This is a genomic window from Corynebacterium sp. HMSC077G07 (assembly GCF_001809225.1).
In the GTDB taxonomy this organism is placed as follows: domain Bacteria; phylum Actinomycetota; class Actinomycetes; order Mycobacteriales; family Mycobacteriaceae; genus Corynebacterium; species Corynebacterium jeikeium_D.
Genome location: NZ_KV796543.1, coordinates 55,571 through 76,028 on the forward strand (window position 1 = coordinate 55,571; position 20,458 = coordinate 76,028).

A 20,458-nucleotide genomic window follows, 5' to 3' on the forward strand; every position below is an offset into this window, starting at 1 on the left:
CTTTCGGCGGGTATTCGAATGATCGGCTCCCGCCGACCAGCCATCTTTAGCGGCTGGTGAACGGCAGGAGTGCCATCTCGCGGGCGTTCTTCACAGCGGTAGCGACCTGGCGCTGCTGCTGCGGAGTCAGACCGGTGACGCGGCGGGAACGAATCTTGCCACGGTCAGAGATGAACTGGCGGAGCAGGTTAATGTCCTTGTAATCAACCTTCTCAACGCCTGCGGCCTTGAGCGGGTTCTTCTTCGGGCGGCGGGACTGCTCCATCCGCGCCTTCTTGTTAGAGTGATTGCGCTTCATTGGTGCTCCTCGACTTACCAGCTGGACTTACGGACGCCCGGGAGTTCGCCACGGTGGGCCATCTCACGAACGCGGACACGGGACAGACCGAACTTGCGGAGGTAGCCGCGCGGGCGACCATCTGCAGCGTCACGGTTGCGGACGCGAATCGGGGACGCGTCACGCGGCTGACGGTTCAGCTCGTACTGTGCGTCCATGCGCTCTTCGTCAGTGGAGTGCGGGGACTTGATGATGCGCTTCAGTTCAGCGCGACGTTCTGCATAACGAGCGACGATTTCCTTGCGCTGCTCGTTCTTGGCAATCTTGGACTTCTTAGCCATGAATTAGCGCTCCTCGCGGAATTCGACGTGCTTGCGGACAACCGGATCGTACTTCTTAATGGTGATACGGTCCGGGGTATTGCGCTTGTTCTTACGGGTCACGTAGGTGTAACCGGTGCCCGCAGTGGACTTCAGCTTGATGATTGGACGAATGTCATTACGTGCCATTTTTTAGATCTTCTCCCCACGTGCACGAATCTGAGCAACAACAGCCTCGATACCGTACTTGTCGATGGTCTTCAGACCCTTCGGGGACACATTCAGAGTGATGTGACGCCCCTCAGAGGCGAGGTAGAACTTCTTACGCTGCACGTTGGGGTTCCAACGGCGCGACGTGCGCCGGTGGGAGTGGGACACGGTCTTGCCGAAAGACGGCTTGCGTCCCGTAACCTGGCAAATCGCCGACATAGGGATTCCTTTGCTTCCTTGCCGCCCAATGCCGACATCACTGGTGCGCCACGCCGGACTATTGAATAACCGAGGAATCCACCTGGCCTTTTCCGGGGCGCTGCCCACTGACACTCGACGCTGAGCGCGTAAACGAATAACTAGACAACAGCGAGAGAACAGTTTACACACGAGTTGCGGGATAACCTAATCGCTGTTCCACTGTGGTTTTCTCGGTGCGACTCTCGAGTGTCGTCATAGAGTTCGTGCTTGTCGACGGGCGTTAGTGCAGGGCCCTTTTTTAATTTTCGGGCTCGAGCCTGTAATATTCCATCGAGTGTCACATGCCGGTTTATAGAAATATTGACCCGGTGCGTGTCATTGTAAGTCGTGTTCGTACCCAACTCAGGCACGATTCTCTCACTCTTAGCTGGGGGAAAGCGACCTGAAGTTCAATCCTGAGGGAAACGAGAATTAATGAAGAAGGACATCCATCCTGATTACCACCCGGTGGTTTTCAAGGACGCAGGCACGGGTCACTCTTTCCTTACCCGTTCCACCGCCACCTCCGACCGCACTGTCGAGTGGGAAGACGGTAACGAGTACCCGCTGATCGTCGTTGACGTCACCAGCGAGTCGCACCCGTTCTGGACCGGTGCTCAGCGTGTCATGGACACCGCTGGTCGCGTCGAGAAGTTCCAGCGCCGTTACGGTAACCGCATTCGCCGCGCGAAGAAGAACTAAGAATAGGAGGGGAATAAGAAAATGGCAGTACCAAAGCGTCGCATGTCGCGTGCTAACACCCGCGCTCGCCGTTCCCAGTGGAAGAGCAACAACGTCGCTCTCCAGGAAGTCAAGGTAAACGGTCGCGTCTACAACGTTCCTCGTCGCATCGCCAAGGCTGTTCAGCTCGGCCTGGTTGACGTCGAGAAGTTCTAACGCGCATCTTTTAGGATGCTGACAACGTTCCTCGCTGAACCGAAGAGCGCTTCGAGCGCCCAGAGCGCGTTCAGTGTGTAAGGAACAGTTGATAAAGAGCTTTTTAAACCTCACCCCATCGCTTGTACTCGGCGATGGGGTGAGGTTTTTCAGTTCTATGGCCAGGTTTTATGGGAGCACTCTCACGAAGAATCTGTGTCACATTTACACTCACCTTATATTTTCAAGGCACAATGGGCAGTATGAAGATTTTGGTAGTTGATGACGATCAAGCGGTACGCGAAGCGTTGCGGCGATCGTTGACTTTTAATGGCTACACGGTCGAGCTCGCCGAGGATGGCGCAGAGGCCTTGGAAAAGATTGCCAAGGATCGTCCGGATTTGGCCATTTTGGATGTCATGATGCCGAAGCTGGACGGCCTGGATGTTTGCCGTCGGCTGCGCAGCGAAGGCGATGATCTGCCGGTCATGATGTTGACTGCACGTGATTCGGTCTCCGAGCGCGTAGCTGGTCTTGATGCCGGCGCAGATGACTACCTGCCCAAGCCGTTCGCATTGGAAGAGCTGCTCGCTCGTGTCCGTTCGCTACTTCGTCGTTCTGCTTTGGAAGTGCCTGCGATGGAGGATGCCGCAACTCTGCAGTTTGAGGATCTCTCCTTGGACCCGGAAACTCGTGAGGTCTTCCGCGGTGAACGCCGCATTAGCCTCACTCGTACAGAATTTGCGCTGCTGGAATTGCTGATGAGCAACCCGCGGCGTGTACTCTCCCGTACCGCCATCTTGGAGGATGTCTGGGGCTATGACTTCCCGACGTCCGGCAATGCGCTGGAGGTCTACATTGGTTACCTGCGTCGTAAGACTGAGGCAGAGGGAGAGCCGCGTCTGATTCACACCGTTCGTGGTGTCGGTTATGTGATGCGGGAGACCGCACCGTGATGTTGCGCCGTCGTCGTTCGACCGGCGGTGGCGTGCAATCAAATCAGCGTTCTGCCACGGAGGTCAATCCGGGGCAAGGTACCGTCGGTAAGCAAGAGAAGTCCGCGAATACTGAGACGATGGCAGGGGAATCGCTTCCCGGCCTGCCGCGGAGCTCGCGTATCCCTTCGCTGCGTTGGCGGCTGACTATTCTGACAGCGCTCATTGTGGCGATGTCGGTGGGGCTGATGACGCTGGCTGCATTTTTTACTGTGCAGGCAGCGCTATACCGCGAGGTGGACAGTAACCTCCGTAGCCAGGCGGAAAAGCTGCTGATGTCACCGTACGCTTCGGAGTTTGCCATTGGCCCCTCCTTTGAAGCGGACTCGAACAGGATTCTGAACCCCGATTTGGACGCGGTGTACTTTGCCCACGGCAGTGTGGCGGGCAAAGGCGGTGGCTCAATCTCTATTGGTGGCCCCGAACTTGCGGTGTTGCGGGGGAATCGACAGGAATCGATTCGCACCGATGAGTACAACGGCCGTCGTGTATACGCCGTCCGCTCCGAAGACGGTGCGACGCTGATCCTTTCGCAGGATCTGAGCTCGACGCAGTCGGTCTTGAAAGCGCTCAGTGCAGTGCTGCTGAGTATCTCTGCTATCGGAATCCTCTTCGCAATCGGATCAGGTATTACGGTGGCAACAACGGGTCTGCGCCCGGTCACTCGGCTGCGCATTGCTGCGGAGCGGGTGACGGAAACCGACGAGCTGCGCCCAATCCCTGTGGAGGGCGACGATGAGCTTGCGCGCTTCACCCGCAGCTTCAATGAGATGTTGGCTGCACTTCAAGCGTCGCGCATTAAGCAGGCGGAGCTGGTTGCAGATGCTGGTCATGAGTTGAAGACTCCGCTGACGTCGTTACGCACAAATATTGAACTGCTGATGATGGCCTCCCGTTCGGGAGCGGCAATCTCGGATGAGGATCGCGCGGATCTGGAAGCTGACGTCATCGCACAGCTGGAAGAGCTGTCGACGCTGGTCGGTGACCTGGTTGATCTGGCACGCGAAGATGGCCCGCAACAGGTTATTGAGCATGTCGATGTCGACGAAATCATTTCCACGTCGCTGGCGCGTGTTGAGCGTCGTCGTCCGGACATTACTTTCGATGTGCAGACAGCTCCGTGGTATGTCTACGGGGATTCGGCGGGTCTTGGTCGCGCAGTTTTGAACTTGATGGACAATGCTGCAAAGTGGTCGCCAGAAAATGGCACCGTGCGGGTTCGTCTGACGCCGCTCAGCGAGGTTGTTGCTGAATTCACGGTGGCGGACTCGGGGCCAGGTATCCCGAAGGAAGATCGAGACAAGGTCTTCGAGCGTTTCTACCGTTCCATTCAGTCGCGGTCGATGCCTGGATCCGGCCTGGGCTTGGCCATTGTGAAGTCGGTCATCGTCCGCCACGGGGGTACGATTACTGCCGATGAGTCCGATGATGGCGGTGCCTTGATGAGAGTAACGCTGCCGGGCAGTCCGCACAGCGGAAAAGGTGACGACTCCGATTCCGCTCAAGAGCCTAGCTAGAAACGCATAACCCCACGTCAAAGCTGATGTAATCCTCGCTGCGCGCAGCCTTTTAAGGAAGTGCGTGGCGGGGATTCGGTGTTTCATTCGGGGAATTTTCGGCGAGACTGCAGACTGCTCTCAGCCAATTGTTAGACAGACAGTGCAAGGTATTACGTATGAGCAACTCTTTCAACGATTCCTCGCGAGGAGATGAGCGGGGACACTACTCCTCGCAGTCTCACAACTTCAGCGAGAACCGTGCCATGGGGAATGCTGGTGAGACAAACCAGTTTTCTGCCGACGAGCGCGGCTGGGAGAATTCCCACTACAACACCATCCCGTCTCAGCCGAACGGCGCTTACGGAGGCGGTTCAGAGTGGGATGTTGCGGCCAATCAGCAGAAGACCAAGGGTGCCCAGGGGGCTAAGGGCATGGGGGCGCTGGCAGTCGCTGCCCTGATGCTGTGCTCGGCCGGTATTGGTGGCGGTGTCGGCGCATGGGTAGTTCACAACTCGCAGTCGTCGGCTCCCGCGGACAACGCGCTGGATAAGCCTGCGGAAACCCGTCAGGTAGCAGCAGCTGAGGGGTCCGTGGAGAAGGTCGCGCAGAAGGTCCTTCCCAGTGTCGTCTCCATCACCACTGTCTCGGAGCGGGGCACGGCGTCGGGCTCAGGTTCCATTCTGTCGTCCGACGGCCTGGTGCTGACGAATAATCACGTCGTCGCAGGCGCAGGTCCGGACGCACATATGGAAGTCCTGCTTTCCGACGGCACCACGCACCCGGCAACTCTGGTTGCAGGGGATGCAGCGACTGATATTGCCGTTATTCGAATTGAAGGTGTTAACGGGCTGCGCCCAATCTCTCTGGGTAACTCCTCGCAGGTCCAGGTTGGCCAGGAAGTGGTGGCCGTTGGTTCGCCACTGGGACTGACCTCCACTGTTACGCAGGGCATTGTCTCCGCTAAAAACCGTCCAGTGACCGCCGCTGGTGAAGACGGTCAGTCCTCGGTCATTGATGCAATCCAGACCGACGCGGCGATTAATCCGGGTAACTCCGGCGGAGCGCTAGTGGATATGGAAGGCAACCTCATCGGTGTGCCCAGCGTGATTGCCTCTAACAGTGAGGCATCGGAACAGGCGGGCAGCATTGGCCTTGGTTTCGCAATTCCGGTTAATCAGGCTCGTCGCATAGCGGAAGACCTGATTGATTCCGGTAAGGCGCGGATGCCTGTCATTGGTGCCCAGATTGATTCGCGTCCGATTGCACGTGGTGCACTGGTGCGAGAGGTAACGCCAGACGGCCCAGCTGATAAGGCGGGACTGAAAGATGGTGACCTGATTACCAAGGTTGATGACCGCACACTTGACAACGGCGTTGCACTAATTGCGGCTATTCGGTCGCATCGGATTGGGGATTCTGTCACACTTACAGTTACAGATGAGCGAGGCGGCAACGAGCGAACGGTCGATGTCACCTTGGTAGAAGCCCAGGATTGATAGGCAGCGTGGTGGAGCTAGTACCTCACCATCTGTAGAAGAGTTTTCGAGTGAAACTTCGAGTGAAAAGCTGTGGGAGAAAGCGAGATAGAGCAGATGAGTGAAACCGTGAGTACTGAGCCAAGTGACGTCAACCTCGCTGAGATGGAGCGTCTTATCAACGACGACGGCCAGGTTCGAAATGCGTTTGTTGTCCTCGTGGGCGACCATTTTGAGAACCCGGATGGTGCGGCTTCGCTCATGGTTGAGCTGTTGGAAGAAGACGGCTACTCGGTCGATGCTGTGGTCAGTACGGGTGCAGTGAAGCGTGAGATCCGGAAGGCCCTAGATACCGCTGTTGTCGGTGGCGCAGATTTGGTCGTTACGGTGGGCGGTGTTGGTGTTGGGCCTCGTGCGAAGACCCCGGATGCCACTCGCAAGGTTCTCGATGTGCGACTGCAGGGCATCGAGCAGGCTATTCGTAACTCCGGTATGGGAGCTGGCGCATTGGATGCCGGTCTGTCCCGCGGTTTGGCCGGTGTGTCCGGTCAGACAGTGATTGTCAATCTCGCGGAGTCTCGCGCTGCAGTGCGCGATGGCATGGCGACAATTCTCCCGCTGGTCTCACATGTGCTTGACGATCTCTGCCGCTGGAGCGTCTAGGAATGGGCGACGCTAAGCAGCCCAATCAGCCTGAGCAAGAGCAAGCCGCGCCGCGCAGTGGCAGCCGTAGGCAGCGTCGCCGCGCAGGTGCACCGGCGAAAAACTTTGCCCAGTCGCGCAGTGCGAAAACTGCGCGCACAGTGCACTATCACGATGAATCCCCGGAGGATGCTCGTGATTTTGATGCGGACTACTGGACAAAACAGCGCCCACCCCATTGGGGATGAGCGCTGTGTAAAAGCGTTAGTTCGCTTCTTATCGGAAGCCTGCAACTAGCAGCTAGAGGCTAGTTCAGCTCCGTCTTCGGCTTGCCGTTCTGCTCTGCCAGCAGGTCACGAATCTCAGTCAGCAGGTCAGCCTCGGTGACCTCCGGTTCAGCGGAGGTCTCCAGACGAGCCTCACGCATCGCGTTGAACTTGTTCATCGGAGCAACGATGACGAAGTAGACAACCGCTGCGACCAGCAGGAAGTTGATGACTGCGGTGATGACAGCTGCGAAGTCAAGGTAGGTCGACGGGTTGCCCTTGATGATTTCGAAGCCGAGGCCAGTGACCTCAGCGCCACCGATGGTGTTCAGCAGCGGCTCGAGCAGGCTGTCGGTGAAAGCAGTGACGATTGCGGTGAACGCAGCACCGATGACAACACCGACCGCCAGGTCGATGACGTTGCCGCGCATGATGAACTCTTTAAAGCCCTTAAGCATAGGAAATTTCCTTCTGTAGAAACGGAACAAACCAAACGAGACCTGTGAGTCATCGCGTTGCTCAGTGCAGGCCCCTACGATTTCAGAGACGGGGCAGTGCGATGTCTGGCAGTGCCACTCTTCTTAGCTCTCATCGTAGTTTTGAATTGCCTGTCCATTGTATCCCTTCGCTAAGTTATGGGACAAGTCAACTTTATGCGAAAAACACTGTTCAGGACCATAAAATCTTTGAACCAGTGAGATTTTGGTCACTAACCCGCGAGTAACAGTGTGAGCGGAGATGCTAGCGATGTCGCAGCCACCACCTCCGCGGCGCCGGTGGGCAGAGCGACCAAGACCACCTCATCGTCGACGATGTTGACCACCCTTGCCCCGTGTGCAAGCGGCGCCGCCACCCCGCGCTCATCCGCTGTCGACACAATATCCACGCTGTCACCAGTGCGAAGAGCGGACACAATGCCCGCATCAGTCAACGTGATGGCAATAATTTTGCTTTCCGACGTCCCCGTCAGCGACTTGGCAAGTGACGGGCCGACCATTCGCTGCTCTGTAATTATCTCTCTCGGTGACATGCCGGTGGCCAGGGTGCGTCCCCGCACAGAGGCGATGTCCGTTACGGCTCCACCGGGAACGAGCTCCCGGGGAATGTCCTTGAAAGCCACATCTTGTTCTGCCACCGATGCGCCAGCCGCAATGGATTTGGCGCTAACCACTACCCGAATATGGCCGCTGCGGGGTGTCAATGACTCCACCGCCGCCAGGCCGACTGCGCATAGGAAAACAGTGAGGGCAACCATCCGCCGAATAGTTGTGGGGCGGAGCTTTCGGAATGGACGCGGAAACCGGGACGAATATTTTGGGCTCATATTAAGTTAGGCGCGAAAATCCCGGAATCGGTTCCATTAAATCTGTGAAATCCCCGCTGGCGTGATCACATAATCGGCAGGAATGTCGTGCTCATCGTAGGCAAGCTCCGTGCGCAATTCGGTGTCGAAAACCGCAACAGCGATGACCGCAGTTCTCGCTCCATCCGTATCGTCGTCGCGTCGAGCGAAAACCAAGCTGCGATCGTAGTAACCAGCGCCACGCCCTAACCGCATCCCGGTTGCGGGGTCGGCCGCAACTGCCGGCAGGATAATGGCGTCGGCAACACCCAGCTCAGCTGGGTCAGCAGAGTCTTCCACCGAAACAGGTTCTAAGAGTCCAAATCGGCCCTTGTGGAAGCTGCCGTTGTAGTAACCCCAGTGCAGCGGTTGTGGTGGACCGGGCGGGCAGACGGGAAGCAGAATTCGTGCTCCGGGAACCGCGTTGGCCAGAGCTTCCACAAAGCCCTGGCCGGGCTCACCACCAGTCGAACTAGAAACGCTTGCGCCGGGTTCGTCGCCAGCGGGGACATAGGCGGCAATGATGGGTTTTGCGAGGTCGCCGACGGTATTGGATAACCATTCTTGCAACCGCTGTACCAGTGCTTCGTCGTCAAGCATGCGCTCACGCTGCCCCTTGGCGGCGCGTGCGGCGAGTACCTCGTGCCGTGTGCGGGCTTTGAAATCAGACGTGGTTTCGGGAAGCGGAGCCATACCTGCAAACCTACTCTGTCAGGTAGGGGAGCGACCTCTGTCGTCAGCGCAGGAGAAAATTTCTGATTAATGCGTTGAAAAAGCGGGGTCAGCCTCCGAGCAAATGGAAGTTATATAGGTATCGTTGCCATTATGGTCTCATCGTCTAAAGAGTCTGGTTCGGACATGACTACTCCGGTTCGAACTGTCATCGTTCCTGCCGCGGGCATGGGTACGCGATTCTTGCCTGCCACCAAGACAGTGCCGAAAGAATTGCTGCCCGTAGTTGATACGCCGGGCATCGAGATGATTGCTGAAGAGGCCGCCGCCACTGGTGCGCAACGCCTGGCTATTGTCACAGCGCCGAGTAAGGATGGCGTGCTTGGGCACTTCGACCCGCGCCCGGACCTTGAGCAGACTCTCGCCGAGCGCGGCAAGGACAAAATTGCAGCGAAGGTACGCCGCGCCACCGAGGTTATCCGCGTCGAATCCGTTGTCCAGGATCGACCGCTGGGCCTGGGGCATGCGGTGCTGGTCGCAGAGCCGCTGCTCGAAGACGATGAGGACAGCGTTGCTGTCATGCTTCCCGACGATCTCGTGCTCCCAGTGGGCGTGATGGATCGGATGACGGAAGTGCGCGAGCGCTTTGGTGGTTCGGTGCTGTGTGCGCTGGAAATTCCTCACGAAGAGGTCTACAACTACGGTGTCTTCGATATCGAGGACGCTACCCCGGCGGAGTCTGGTGAGCTCGGTGCAGACGCAGCCGACGCTGATGCCTGGGACGATGTGAAGCGAGTCAAGGGCATGGTGGAAAAGCCGGATCCTGCGGATGCTCCATCCAACTTCGTTGCAGTCGGACGTTACTTGCTCGATCGCGCCATCTTCGATGCGCTGCGCCGCATCCCGCGCGGTAAGGGCGGCGAGTACCAGCTCACCGATGCAATTGAGTTGCTGATTCAAGAGGGGCATCCGGTTCATGTGGTCGTTCACAAGGGGTTCCGCCATGACCTGGGAAATCCTGGTGGCTTCATTCGTGCTTGCGTAGACTTTGGACTCAGGCATCCGGACTACGGCGAGGGGCTGCGCGACTACATGCAGCAGCGTCTGGCGCAGGATGAACAGGCTTAAAGCCTTTTTTATAGAGGCTTGTACTGAGAAGCTGAATAGCCATAAAGCGCACCGCGGGTTGGTGCCGAGGAAGGTAAAACATGCGTTCTGTGGAAGAACAGTTGGCGGCAATCACCGCACACGCTGTGATGCCTGATCCTGTGCGCGTTGCTATTTCGGAATCCCTCGGCATGCTGTGCGCTGAGGATGTCATCGCTGAGCAGCCGTTACCGGGATTCGTGCAGTCAGCAATCGATGGTTATGCGGTGCGCGCTGTCGATATCGTCGGCGAATCTGGTTCTTTACCTCCGGATGCGCGTCAGAGTGATGTTGATTTTCGCGAGGTTGAGCTACCTGTTGTCGGTGAGGTGACAGCCGGATCTCACCATCCGATGCGGCTACAGCCGAAGCAGGCCGTGCGCGTACAAACTGGTGCGCCGCTGCCATCGCTTGCCGACGCCGTCGTGCCCCTAAACTGGACCGACCGCGGTGGCCGTCGAGTTAATGTTCTCCATCCGGTCTACTCCGGTGACTTTGTGCGCAAGGTCGGTGACGACGTGCAGCCGGGTGACGTGGCGGTGTCCTTGGACTCGGTGATTTCGCCGTCACAGGTTGGATTGCTGGCAGCGGTGGGGCGTTCGAAGGTTTTGGTGCACCCCAAGCCGCGTATGTCCGTGATTTCCATTGGTAATGAGTTGGTCGATGTTGACCGCACGCCGGGGCTCGGTCAGGTCTACGACGTCAACTCCTACGCGTTGGCAGCAGCCGGCCGCGATGCCGGGGCCGAGGTACACCGAGTGGGTATTGCCACCGGTGAGCCCCGTCGCATCCGAGAAATCATCGAAGGCCAGCTCATTCGCAGTGAGCTCTTGGTCATCACGGGGGCTGTCGGCGGTGCCGCGGGTGAGCAGATTCGCCGTGTGCTGGCTGAATTGGGCGAGGTTGATGTTTCCCGCATCGCTATGCATCCTGGTTCGGTCCAGGGCTTTGGTCTGCTGGGAGATGACAAGATTCCAACGTTCCTCCTGCCGTCGAATCCGGTCGGCGCATTGGTCGTTTTTGAGGTCATGGTTCGTCCCCTCATTCGGCTGGCGTTGGGTAAGCGCAATCCCCGCCGCCGCGCTGTCACAGCTCGTGCTGTCGGCCCGATCGAGTCGGCGGAGAAGCGTCGCGGGTATATCCGTGGCCAGCTCATGCGTGACCGTGAGACCGGCGAATACATGGTGCAGCCGCTGGGAGGTTCCGGCGGTGCACAAGCCCACCTATTGGCCGGTATGTCGGAAGCCAACAGCCTCATCGTGATTCCGGAAGACGTGCTGCACGTGCGTCCGGGAGATGTAGTTGACGTGCTGTTCATGGCGCGCCAGGCCTAACCTCACTCCACTACCGCGAGTATTGTTGCTGTGCGTACTTCTCGTCTAGTAACCAGTGGCGGCCGAGTCCGCCTGCGTGTGCCAGAGCGCTCTGATGCCTCTGCATGGCGGGCACTGCGGCTGCGTGACGAGCCCATTTTGCGCCCCGTGGAGCCAACCCTCGAGGACGACTGGGATAACGCCCACAGGGCTTCTGTTTTCCGCCGTAACCTGCGCAGTTGGCGTCGTTCAGAGGCTGCGGGAGACATGATTGTCTCCACCATTGAGGTAGACGGCCAGTTCGCCGGCATGCTCACACTCGGCGGTATTACGCCTTTCCCCGTCGCTCACGCATGGATTGGCTACTGGGTCGGCAGCGGCTTTACATGTGGAGGGGTCGCCACTGCGGCAGTGGCGTTGGCGTCGGATTATGCCAAGAGAGTTGGCGTCCACCGAATTGAAGCGACTGTGTTGGACAGCAATGTCCCGTCGATACGCGTGCTGGAAAACTGTGGGTTCGAGTTCGAAGGCGTGGCGCGGGAAGCCTTCCATATGGATGGCGCGTGGCGCGATCATCTGACCTATGCGCGGGTGGGGGAGGACAGTGCAGTGGACCTCATCGTGGCGAGTGGTCGCGCGCAATATGAAGAGGCGGAGAAATACCCACCGCAACGGCGCGCCTGAGTAGTCTGAGTAACACACGCCGATAGGGTGATGACAACTCTACTATTGGGCGAATTCGCTCTAGATACGCTGACTGCCTTCGCAAATGCCTCTGTGGAAGGGCATGTGGGTGGCGTATTTGGGCCGGGGAGAGACGGCGAAACCCCGGGCGAAATCGCAAGGAGACACAAAATATGTCAACTTCACTGTTGCTGATACTCATCGTTGTACTGTGGCTGTTTGTGCTGGCCCCGCTGGTGGTCAATACGCGCAAGCCGATCCGTCGTACCTCCGATGCGCTTGGTAAGACCCGCGTGCTGCATCGTGGTGGCGAGGAGTTGGCCACGACGCGCCGCCGTCCGTCTTTTAAGGAGTCGGACGTGCGCGTGGCCGAAGAAGTCGACGATTCTCTCGAAACCGTTGACGCGCAGGTCGACGATGACTTCGATGTCAGCGACGTGCTTATCGACGACACCGTGGACGAGGCGGCCGATCCGGCCGTCGTCGACGGCGATATCGTCTACGAGCTGGAAGCGGCAGATGCAGAGGAGGAGACCCCGCAGGCGGATGATTCCGCTACCGAGGAAGCCACTGCTGAGTCTTCTGACCGCTCTGACATGGACGTGTCCGATGATGAGTCTGCAGACCAGTCGCTGCAGGCTGTCGTTAATGACGAGGATGCTGAATCTGACTCCGCCGTTGCCTCCGCCGAAGGTGACGTGGTTCGTGCAGATGAGTCCTCTTCCGATGTGAGCGTTGACGTTCGCCGTCAGTTTGTCGACGCCGATGACTTGATGTTCGAAGATGCCGTTGAATCTGACGCTGATTCCGGTGCCGCGGCTGACGCTGAGCACGCGGACGCTGAGGCTCTCTCTGAGACTGAAGAGGCAGCAGACACCGTAGACGAGCAGGCGGAACCCGACGAGACCGTCGAGGACGACAGCGACCACAGTGTCGAGTCCAACGATGACGCAGTCGCTGTCGATGACACCTTGACCGAAGATGATTACGCGTTCGCTGAGAAGCGCCGTGGTCGTGGTGGGTTCGATCCGATTTCGGATGCCCAGTACGCTGAGACTCGCTTTGCCCGCCGCCGCCGTTCGGTTGCTGGGCTGGCAGCGTTCATCGCGGTCACGGTCATCATCGCTGCTTTCGCCGGTGGTTGGACCTGGTGGATTCCACTGGTCGGTGTCGGCTTGATGACCCTGTATCTGGTCAACCTGCGCCGCACCGTGCGTGCAGAGCAGGAACTGCGGGCTCGCCGAATTCGCCGTATGAAGATGGCCCGCCTCGGCGTGCGTAACCGCGAGGATGATGAGCTGGGAATTCCACAGCGTCTGCGCCGTCCGGGCGCGGTAGTGGTCGAGCTTGATGATGAGGACCCGGATTTCGCAGATCTGGCCTACACTGACTACCGCTTTGATGACGACGATTATGACGAAATGCCACAGGCTCGTGTGAGCTAGTCCTGTGAACTGAGCCGTAGAACAACCTTAAAGTTGTCTGAGCACGTCAGCGCGATTTTTTGTTAGAAACTCGGCCTGTTACGATGTCACTACCTAAGACATGACACACCGGGTGTGTTTGGCGGAAGGCTTCTCCCGAGGGGTTGGGAGAAGCCTTTTTGCATGTTTAAGTCGCTGGCCTCTCGCAGCCGCAGTGCTACCGTGTTTTGACCGTGCCGTCGGGTAGCATGTCCCTCATGGATCGACCGGTAATGCGCGATATCGCGCTCGTGATTCTCCGCCTGATACTCGGAATTATCTTCATCTGCCATGGCTGGGACAAGATTTTTATCACCGGTATCGACAAGACGACCGGTTACTTTGTTGCCGCGAATATCCCGCAGGCGCACTTGACGGTCTGGGTTGTCGCTCTAGTCGAACTGGTCGGTGGCGCGTTGCTGATTCTGGGACTCTTGGCACCGACGGTGGCGATGGTCTTCATCATTGAGATGATTGGTGCCTGGTGGTCGATGCACTTGGGCAATGGCCTGTTTATCCGCGACAACGGTGCGGAGCTTGTGATGTCGCTCATCGGTGGTCTGGTGATGATTTTCGTTTTCGGGGCTGGCCGTTTCAGTTTGGACAGGCAGTTCATCAGGTAAGACCTCATTAGGTACAACCCCCTTAAGAGTTAAAGGCGGTGGAGATCCCCCGTGGAGTGCGAGGAAATTCGCGCAGCATTGTCAGCTCGCCTCGATGGCGAGCAGGCAAGTATTGCCGATGAAGTCATCGATGCCCATCTTGGGGCCTGCGAGGAGTGCCGAGCTTGGTACGAGCGAGCGGTGCGGCTGAACCGCGCCCTTACGGTTGGGCCTGCCGATGGCATGCCGGAGATTTCCACGGATGATCTCTCGGAGCGCATTTTGGTCTCTATCGAACCGGAGCGCCGCCGGCGTGAGCGCGCTTGGCTGCTCATGGCCGGCACCGCCCGCGGGGTGCTCATTGCACTGGGCCTTTGCTGGGCGGTCTGGGGGATTGCGACACTGGTCGACGCCTCCGGCATGATGACGCTCGGACTTTCCTCGACGCAGCCGCAGGGCGGTGCAGGAATCGCGACAAGCACGGAAGCGCCTATCGACGGTTCCACTGCCACTGTTGACCCAATGGAGCTCGGAGCACGCCTTGCCATCCAACTCGCGGCAATTCGGCTTGCGTTGGCAGTGGGATTGTTCTGGGCTGCCTGGCGGCCACGCGCTGCCATGGGCATGGCGCCGGTCTACGGTGCCGTCGCCACGTTCAGCATCGGTTTTGGTATTCGTGACATTCTCATCGGTGCTCAGGGAGCATCAGAGATCGCTGGCCTGGCCTTGATGTTTGTCTCCGCTTTGACACTGGCCGTTGTGTGGCTGGGCGGTTATACGCCGACGGCAATCGCACAGGCATGGCGAGCCGCCTCCGGGTTGCCGGTCACAGGCGTGCCACCACAGCGGGACTAGCTCCAGGACGGCAACCAGAACCGCCAATCGAAGTGGTTGAGAGGCAGCGGGTAGCCGGTCAAAATCGGCAGCCAGAACACAAACGCGGCCACCACTAGTGCGGCGTGTGCGCCAACTATTACCAACCCCACCGGCTTATCGCGAGGCCACCAGTGTGAGAGATCGTCGGCAAGCAGAGCAAAGGCGATGAGTACAAATGGAATCAGCGCGGTGGCGTAGAAGAAGTACATCTGACGGTCGTAGCCGATGACCCACGGCAGCCACGAGGCGAGGAAACCGATGACTGGCAGTGCGTAGCGGCCGTCGCGGCGGCCGAGCCAGCGCCATGTGGCCCACAGGACCACGGGGACCAGCAACCACCAGATGGGCGGGGTGCCAAAGAGCATCATCCAGCCCTTGCACTCCTGGCCACCACTGCAGTTGGTTTCGGTGGAGTAGTAGAGCATTGGCCGCCAGCTGACCAGCCACTCCCAGGGCTTGGACTCCCAAGGGTGTTTGTGGCCATTAGAGGTGGTCAGCTCGGCGTGGAACTTCAGCACGCTGTTCTGGTAGTGCAGGTAGTTCTGCACGGCCTCGGGAAGCCAGCCGGTGCCGGGGAGTCCCGTATCGCGCTCTTCGGGCGAGACATGGCGATAGACCGACGTTTCTTCGGCGAACCAGGAACGCCAACTTAAGAAGTAAACGCCCAGCGGGACCACCACCAGATCACGCAATGCCGGGGCGGTATCGCGGGCGAGTGCGCCGAGCACGGGTTTGCGCGCACCGGCATTCTTGCGTGACACCAGATCCGTGAAGACGGACCACAGGCCGAATGCGGCCATGTAGTACAGACCGGACCACTTCACCCCGGTGGCAAGCCCCAGCATGATGCCGGCGAGCAGTCGCCACCAGCGATAGCTGAGATAGGGGCCGAAACTACCGAGTTCCGTGGCGGATTCCAGGCGCTTGCGGGCATCGGCCTGGTCAATGAGAAGTGCCCACGCGGCCGCGATGATGAAAAAGGTCTGAATCATATCCAGCATGCCGACCCGAGAGGAGACAAACAGCACTCCGTCGGCAAGCGCGTAGAGACCAGCAATACCCACTGCCAACCGCGAGCCGCGAGAGATGCGTCGGACGATGTCCATGAGCAGCAGGATAACCAGCGTGCCACACACCGCCGACATAAATCGCCAGCCCATTGGTGAATAACCGAAGATCCACTCGCCCAAGGCGATGACCTGCTTGGCCACTGGCGGATGCACAATCAGACCGTAGCCGGGATTGTCCTCGATGCCAGACGAGATGGGGTCGCGCGTGGACTCCAGAATCTGCCATGCCTGCGGCACATAGTGCTTCTCATCGAAGAGCGGGGTGCCATTGTCGGTCTTGGCAGCAAGCCCGATGAAACGCGTTAGCGCTGCGACGATTCCGAGAACCACAAAAGTGGCGGTATCCCATTTGTCCCACCGCCGCAGTGGCGGCAGCGGGGGAACCGGGGGAATCGGGCGCAGGAAACGCTTTTTCGCGCGGCGCTCGGTTTCCGGTGGTGGGGTTAAAGCGGCATCGGTCACGAATGTCAGTTTAAGCTATGGAATCATGACGCATTCGGCATCGAACTTCCAACCGCACGAGAACGAGCCCCTCAGCGAGGCTACGACGCTGGCTCCCGGCATCACTCTGGTGGCAACGCCGCTGGGCAATATCGCCGATGCCTCCGACCGCTTGCGCGGTGCGCTTATCGACGCCGATATCATCGCCGCGGAAGACACCAGGCGGGCGCGCAACCTAGCCACAGCGCTGGGCATTTCCCCCAAGGGGAAGTTTGTTTCGAACTTCGATCACAACGAAGAGAGCCGCACTGAGTCGCTGATTCAGGCGGCGAAGGCGGGACAGAAAGTCATTGTGGTGACCGATGCGGGGATGCCGGTGGTGTCAGACCCCGGCCTGGCTGTGGTGGCGGCTGCTCACGACGCGGGTGTGCCGGTGTCCTGCGTACCGGGGCCGAGCGCGGTGACTACCGCATTGGCTCTCAGCGGGTTGGGCGTCGGCCACTTTTGCTTCGATGGTTTTGCACCTCGTAAACAGGGGGCGCGCCGGATCTGGCTGGAATCACTGAAGACAGAGAAGCGGGCCTGTTGTTTCTTTGAGTCGCCGCATCGGTTGGCTGTTACGTTGGCCGATGCCGCGGAGATTTTGGGTGAGGAGCGGCGCGCGTCGGTAAGCCGTGAGCTGACCAAGCGTTTTGAAGAGACTCGCCGTGCGACGCTGGGAGAGCTGGCTGCGTGGGCGGAGGAAGGTGTCCGCGGCGAAATTACGGTGGTGATTGAGGGTGCGGGGCAGCAGGCGACGGAGGTATCCACGGAGGACTTGGTTGACCGCGTGGAGGAGCTTGTGGCTGATGGCATGCGGCTGAAGGATGCCGCGAAGCAGGTTGCGGCAGAGGCTGGAATGACAAAGCACCGTGATCTCTATCAGGCGGTTTTGGCTGCTCGTGAGGGAAATCGTTAGCCGATTGTTACTTTGTGCCAGAAAATGTTCCAGCGCACGCCAGTGAACAGGGTAAACGCTGTTATTGGGAGTTTTGTAATTCAGACGGGAAATGAGGAAAACCTGAGAGAATCCACATCCTGAGTTGAAATCCCAGGTCAATGGTGGACATGGTGGAGGAATGACGAATCCACCAGAGCATGAAATACAACAAGAAGTAGGGGAGTCAGTCGTCGGCGAAGTCAGGGCCGACGATTCTCACGCTCCCGTGAACCTCGGGGTTACCATCCCCGCCGTTGTCGCAATTCTGGCAATCATCGTCTGGGGCCTGGCGTGGCCGGATAGTTTCTCGACGTTTGCATCTAGCTCTCTGAACTGGGTCGTGGAGAACATCGGCTGGCTGTTTATCTTGGCCAGTACCGTCTTTGTCTTCTTCATTGTGTCCATCGCGATTTCCAAGTTCGGTCACATCCGCTTGGGCAAGGACAACGAGAAACCAGAGTTTTCCACGCCTAGCTGGATTGCGATGATGTTCGCCGCCGGTATGGGCATCGGTCTGATGTTCTACGGTGTCGCTGAGCCGCTGACCTTCTATCGCGATGGCGTGCCGGGCCACCAGCCGAAGGAAGTCGGTACCGCCATGGCTTCGACGATGTTCCACTGGACTCTGCACCCGTGGTCGCTCTACGCCATCGTCGGTCTCGCAATTGCTTACTCGACCTACCGCCTCGGCCGAAAGCAGCTGATTTCGGCGGCGTTCATCCCGCTCATCGGCGCGCGTCGCGCTGAGGGGCGGTTGGGCAAGCTTATCGACGCGCTTGCGATTTTTGCCACCGTCTTCGGTACGGCAGCCTCTCTCGGTGTGGGCGTACTTCAGATTTCCGCCGGTTTGGAAATCAACGGGTTCAACGCCATCAAGGGCGCACCTTTGTGGATTGGTCTTATTCTCGTTCTGGGCTGTGCCTTCTTGGTCTCTGCACTGTCGGGCGTGGGCAAGGGAATTCAGTACATCTCGAACTTCAACATGGTTGCCGCAGGTCTGCTGGCTCTGCTGGTGTTGGTCCTCGGCCCTACCGTGGTGATTCTGAACCTGATTCCGACCTCTATTGGCAGCTACCTGGATTCCTTCTTTGAGATGGCCTCCCGCTCCAGTGCTTCCGCTGACGGCACCGCCGGTGAATGGCTCTCTTCCTGGACAATTTTCTACTGGGCCTGGTGGATCTCATGGTCGCCGTTTGTCGGTATGTTCATCGCACGTATTTCTCGCGGCCGTACTATCCGTGAGTTCGTCTTCACCGTCGTCGCCGTTCCGTCGATTGTCTCTGCAGTGTGGTTCTCCATCTTTGGTGGCACCGCCATTACCCACGAGCAGCAGGGTGCGTCCATCTACGGTGACGGTTCGGCCGAGAGTCAGCTGTTCAATCTGCTGGAATCCTTGCCGGGTGGCGCGATTACCTCCGCTATCGCAATGATTCTGCTGGCTACCTTCTTCATTACCTCGGCAGACTCCGCCTCCACGGTGATGGGTACCATGAGTCAGTTCGGTCGACTCACAGCGTCGCGCACGGTCACTGCTATGTGGGGTATTTTCACCGCTCTGATTGCCATCGTCCTATTGGTCACCGGTGGCAGCGATGCCCTGTCGAACCTGCAGAACATCACCATTTTGGCGGCAAGCCCGTTCGTCATTGTTATCTTGGCGCTGATGGTTTCGCTGGTTAAGGGGCTTTCCGACGATCCGATGTACCTCGATGACAAGGAACAGCGTCAGTTTGCCCTGCGCATGGCTCGTGAGCGCCGCTTGGCGGAAGCGGCCGAACAGCGCGAGCGCCGCCGTGCTCGTAAATTGCGCAACTAGCTTTCCAACAGCAGCGGTGCGGCCTTGGCCTCAATCTCGGCCCATTCGCCCTCGGGTGTAGACCCGATGGTGATGCCACCGCCGATGCCAGCTTCGACCCGAACTCTCCCCGAGTTCGGGTCTTTTGTGTACTCAGCGGTACGAATACCGACATTGAGCTCAAGTGCATCACCGTGGGCCGCACCAATCGCGCCGCAGTGAGCGCCACGGGGTTCGGGTTCCCACTCGCGCAGAAGCTCAATTGCTCGCAGCTTCGGTGTACCGGTGACTGAGGCCGGTGGGAAGCAGGCTTCGATTAGTTCAGCGTGGCTGAGCTGATCGGGAAGTTCCGCGGAAACTGTGGAAAAGAGGTGCCACACGCCCGGTGCCGGACGCACACTGAGCAGGTCTGTGACCTTCACGGTGCCGGTCTTGGCAACTTGACCGAGGTCATGGCGCACCAGGTCGACAATCATGATGTTCTCGGCGACATCCTTGTCGCTGCGCAATAACTCGTTCGGGGGCCGGCCAGCGGGAATCGTGCCTTTGATGGGAGTTTCAGTCACGCTTGTGCCTGCGCGGATGAGGAACTCCTCAGGACTCAGCGAGGCCAGGATTGGAATTCCAGCGTCGAGGTTGCCGGGCAAGAATGCTGCTCGAGCCGGCTGATACCGCGCCACGCGGGAGGAAAACCACGCACCGGCGTGGGCTAGTGCAGAGTCGCTCGCTGCCAGCTCCGCGTGAAAGCGTGTGGAAATGCAGGTTTGGTACACCTCGCCTGCGGCAATTGCCTCCTTACAGTTTGTCACCGCAAGCTGGTGGTGTTCTCGGTCGCCCTGATCCCACTCCAGTGGTGTGGCCGCGGGGAGCGCGTCGGCACGCGTGTCTTCGTGCGAGTAGTTGATGGCCTCCTGAAGGGCTTGGAAATCCGGATTGAAGGGGTCACCGGTGCCGGGGCCGTCGAAATGCCACGTGCCGTCGTCGGCAAGCAACGCGACGCAGGTAGCGACCCCGTGCGCGCTGGTGCCGGAGTAGGGGCGGAACCCAAAGATCCACGCATCGGGGTCGGGGATGGTGAAAAGCGCTGCCGACTCGCAGGCAGTGAGCTCGACGTTGGCGGCGAGAACCGCGCGATAACCGAACCAGGAGCCGATGAGCGCGGCGGGACGATGACCGGCAGCGATAAGACGCGCCAGCGCAGTGGTCGCACGCGAAGTGAAGTCAGCAGCCGAGCCGGAGGAGGTAGACCGAGTGGACATAGGACATAAGCGTAGT

The 20,458-nt window shown here is 58.9% G+C and carries 24 protein-coding genes; 15 read left to right on the forward strand and 9 right to left on the reverse strand.

The window, feature by feature from the left end:
* Window positions 1-46 precede the first annotated feature (46 nt).
* The 4 genes from rpsR to rpmB are packed head-to-tail and all read right to left on the reverse strand — an operon-like array spanning window position 47 to window position 1,026.
* Window positions 47-298, reverse strand: a complete 252-nt coding sequence (gene rpsR / locus HMPREF2562_RS08890; protein WP_005511410.1) for a 30S ribosomal protein S18 — start codon at window positions 296-298, stop codon at window positions 47-49.
* A gap of 14 nt (window positions 299-312) precedes the next feature.
* Entirely contained in the window at window positions 313-618 is a 306-nt protein-coding gene (rpsN, locus tag HMPREF2562_RS08895; RefSeq protein WP_005511414.1) for a 30S ribosomal protein S14, read from the reverse strand.
* A 3-nt stretch (window positions 619-621) separates the two neighbouring features.
* Window positions 622-786 (reverse strand): 50S ribosomal protein L33, encoded by a 165-nt coding sequence (rpmG, locus tag HMPREF2562_RS08900; RefSeq protein ID WP_005511413.1) that lies wholly within the window; start codon window positions 784-786, stop codon window positions 622-624.
* Window positions 787-789: 3 nt separating this feature from the next.
* Entirely contained in the window at window positions 790-1,026 is a 237-nt protein-coding gene (rpmB, locus tag HMPREF2562_RS08905; protein WP_016423274.1) for a 50S ribosomal protein L28, read from the reverse strand.
* Window positions 1,027-1,482: 456 nt separating this feature from the next.
* Between rpmB and HMPREF2562_RS08910 the strand changes: the two genes are divergently transcribed.
* The 7 genes from HMPREF2562_RS08910 (at window position 1,483) to HMPREF2562_RS10800 (ending at window position 6,782) form a co-directional block, all read left to right on the forward strand.
* Window positions 1,483-1,749, forward strand: coding sequence for a type B 50S ribosomal protein L31 (locus tag HMPREF2562_RS08910; RefSeq protein WP_005511390.1), 267 nt, complete (start codon window positions 1,483-1,485; stop codon window positions 1,747-1,749).
* A gap of 21 nt (window positions 1,750-1,770) precedes the next feature.
* Window positions 1,771-1,944, forward strand: a complete 174-nt coding sequence (gene rpmF / locus HMPREF2562_RS08915; RefSeq protein ID WP_005511439.1) for a 50S ribosomal protein L32 — start codon at window positions 1,771-1,773, stop codon at window positions 1,942-1,944.
* A 242-nt stretch (window positions 1,945-2,186) separates the two neighbouring features.
* A complete protein-coding gene (locus tag HMPREF2562_RS08920) occupies window positions 2,187-2,879 on the forward strand; it encodes a response regulator transcription factor (RefSeq protein ID WP_005511429.1) in 693 nt (230 codons plus the stop codon).
* Window positions 2,879-4,435 (forward strand): sensor histidine kinase, encoded by a 1,557-nt coding sequence (locus tag HMPREF2562_RS08925; RefSeq protein WP_049189711.1) that lies wholly within the window; start codon window positions 2,879-2,881, stop codon window positions 4,433-4,435. The genes HMPREF2562_RS08920 and HMPREF2562_RS08925 overlap by 1 nt, the downstream gene beginning before the upstream one ends.
* A 158-nt stretch (window positions 4,436-4,593) precedes the next feature.
* Complete coding sequence (locus HMPREF2562_RS08930; protein WP_070549887.1) at window positions 4,594-5,913, forward strand: S1C family serine protease; 1,320 nt, start codon at window positions 4,594-4,596, stop codon at window positions 5,911-5,913.
* Between the two features lie 72 nt (window positions 5,914-5,985).
* The gene (locus tag HMPREF2562_RS08935) at window positions 5,986-6,555 is read left to right on the forward strand and encodes a MogA/MoaB family molybdenum cofactor biosynthesis protein (protein WP_126108175.1); all 570 of its coding nucleotides are present in this window, start codon (window positions 5,986-5,988) and stop codon (window positions 6,553-6,555) included.
* A 2-nt stretch (window positions 6,556-6,557) separates the two neighbouring features.
* On the forward strand, window positions 6,558-6,782 hold the full coding sequence (locus HMPREF2562_RS10800) for a hypothetical protein (protein WP_049189709.1): 225 nt from the start codon (window positions 6,558-6,560) through the stop codon (window positions 6,780-6,782).
* 59 nt (window positions 6,783-6,841) lie between these two features.
* On the opposite strand, the gene mscL is transcribed toward HMPREF2562_RS10800, so the two are convergent.
* From mscL to HMPREF2562_RS08950, 3 genes are all read right to left on the reverse strand, one after another.
* Window positions 6,842-7,258, reverse strand: coding sequence for a large-conductance mechanosensitive channel protein MscL (mscL, locus tag HMPREF2562_RS08940; RefSeq protein ID WP_049189708.1), 417 nt, complete (start codon window positions 7,256-7,258; stop codon window positions 6,842-6,844).
* Between the two features lie 251 nt (window positions 7,259-7,509).
* Complete coding sequence (locus HMPREF2562_RS08945; protein WP_224433571.1) at window positions 7,510-8,055, reverse strand: SAF domain-containing protein; 546 nt, start codon at window positions 8,053-8,055, stop codon at window positions 7,510-7,512.
* Window positions 8,056-8,160: 105 nt separating this feature from the next.
* On the reverse strand, window positions 8,161-8,835 hold the full coding sequence (locus HMPREF2562_RS08950) for a 5-formyltetrahydrofolate cyclo-ligase (protein WP_049189707.1): 675 nt from the start codon (window positions 8,833-8,835) through the stop codon (window positions 8,161-8,163).
* A gap of 132 nt (window positions 8,836-8,967) precedes the next feature.
* On the opposite strand from HMPREF2562_RS08950, the gene HMPREF2562_RS08955 reads away from it, so the two are divergent.
* The 6 genes from HMPREF2562_RS08955 to HMPREF2562_RS08980 all read left to right on the forward strand — a co-directional run bounded on the left by HMPREF2562_RS08955 (window position 8,968) and on the right by HMPREF2562_RS08980 (window position 14,877).
* A complete protein-coding gene (locus HMPREF2562_RS08955; RefSeq protein WP_016423265.1) occupies window positions 8,968-9,942 on the forward strand; it encodes a UTP--glucose-1-phosphate uridylyltransferase in 975 nt (324 codons plus the stop codon).
* A gap of 80 nt (window positions 9,943-10,022) precedes the next feature.
* Window positions 10,023-11,294 carry a molybdotransferase-like divisome protein Glp gene (glp, locus tag HMPREF2562_RS08960; RefSeq protein WP_005511382.1) on the forward strand — a complete coding sequence of 424 codons (1,272 nt, stop codon included), beginning with the start codon at window positions 10,023-10,025 and terminating at the stop codon, window positions 11,292-11,294.
* Window positions 11,295-11,324: 30 nt separating this feature from the next.
* Window positions 11,325-11,957: a GNAT family N-acetyltransferase gene (locus tag HMPREF2562_RS08965; protein WP_070549888.1), complete on the forward strand. Its 633-nt coding sequence runs from the start codon at window positions 11,325-11,327 to the stop codon at window positions 11,955-11,957.
* A 173-nt stretch (window positions 11,958-12,130) separates the two neighbouring features.
* Complete coding sequence (gene glpR / locus HMPREF2562_RS08970; protein WP_016423263.1) at window positions 12,131-13,402, forward strand: divisome protein SepX/GlpR; 1,272 nt, start codon at window positions 12,131-12,133, stop codon at window positions 13,400-13,402.
* A gap of 236 nt (window positions 13,403-13,638) precedes the next feature.
* On the forward strand, window positions 13,639-14,043 hold the full coding sequence (locus tag HMPREF2562_RS08975; RefSeq protein WP_038629133.1) for a DoxX family protein: 405 nt from the start codon (window positions 13,639-13,641) through the stop codon (window positions 14,041-14,043).
* 51 nt (window positions 14,044-14,094) lie between these two features.
* Window positions 14,095-14,877, forward strand: a complete 783-nt coding sequence (locus HMPREF2562_RS08980; protein ID WP_016423261.1) for a zf-HC2 domain-containing protein — start codon at window positions 14,095-14,097, stop codon at window positions 14,875-14,877.
* On the opposite strand, the gene HMPREF2562_RS08985 is transcribed toward HMPREF2562_RS08980, so the two are convergent.
* Window positions 14,874-16,370, reverse strand: a complete 1,497-nt coding sequence (locus HMPREF2562_RS08985; protein WP_371325811.1) for a dolichyl-phosphate-mannose--protein mannosyltransferase — start codon at window positions 16,368-16,370, stop codon at window positions 14,874-14,876. The two genes, HMPREF2562_RS08980 and HMPREF2562_RS08985, sit on opposite strands and share 4 nt — an antisense overlap.
* Before the next feature lie 85 nt (window positions 16,371-16,455).
* Between HMPREF2562_RS08985 and rsmI the strand changes: the two genes are divergently transcribed.
* Both rsmI and HMPREF2562_RS08995 read left to right on the forward strand, forming a co-directional pair.
* Window positions 16,456-17,367 carry a 16S rRNA (cytidine(1402)-2'-O)-methyltransferase gene (gene rsmI / locus HMPREF2562_RS08990; RefSeq protein WP_049171286.1) on the forward strand — a complete coding sequence of 304 codons (912 nt, stop codon included), beginning with the start codon at window positions 16,456-16,458 and terminating at the stop codon, window positions 17,365-17,367.
* A 160-nt stretch (window positions 17,368-17,527) separates the two neighbouring features.
* Window positions 17,528-19,204 carry a BCCT family transporter gene (locus tag HMPREF2562_RS08995; protein WP_049171282.1) on the forward strand — a complete coding sequence of 559 codons (1,677 nt, stop codon included), beginning with the start codon at window positions 17,528-17,530 and terminating at the stop codon, window positions 19,202-19,204.
* On the opposite strand, the gene HMPREF2562_RS09000 is transcribed toward HMPREF2562_RS08995, so the two are convergent.
* Window positions 19,201-20,442 (reverse strand): aminodeoxychorismate synthase component I, encoded by a 1,242-nt coding sequence (locus HMPREF2562_RS09000; RefSeq protein WP_049171279.1) that lies wholly within the window; start codon window positions 20,440-20,442, stop codon window positions 19,201-19,203. The two genes, HMPREF2562_RS08995 and HMPREF2562_RS09000, sit on opposite strands and share 4 nt — an antisense overlap.
* Window positions 20,443-20,458 lie beyond the last annotated feature (16 nt).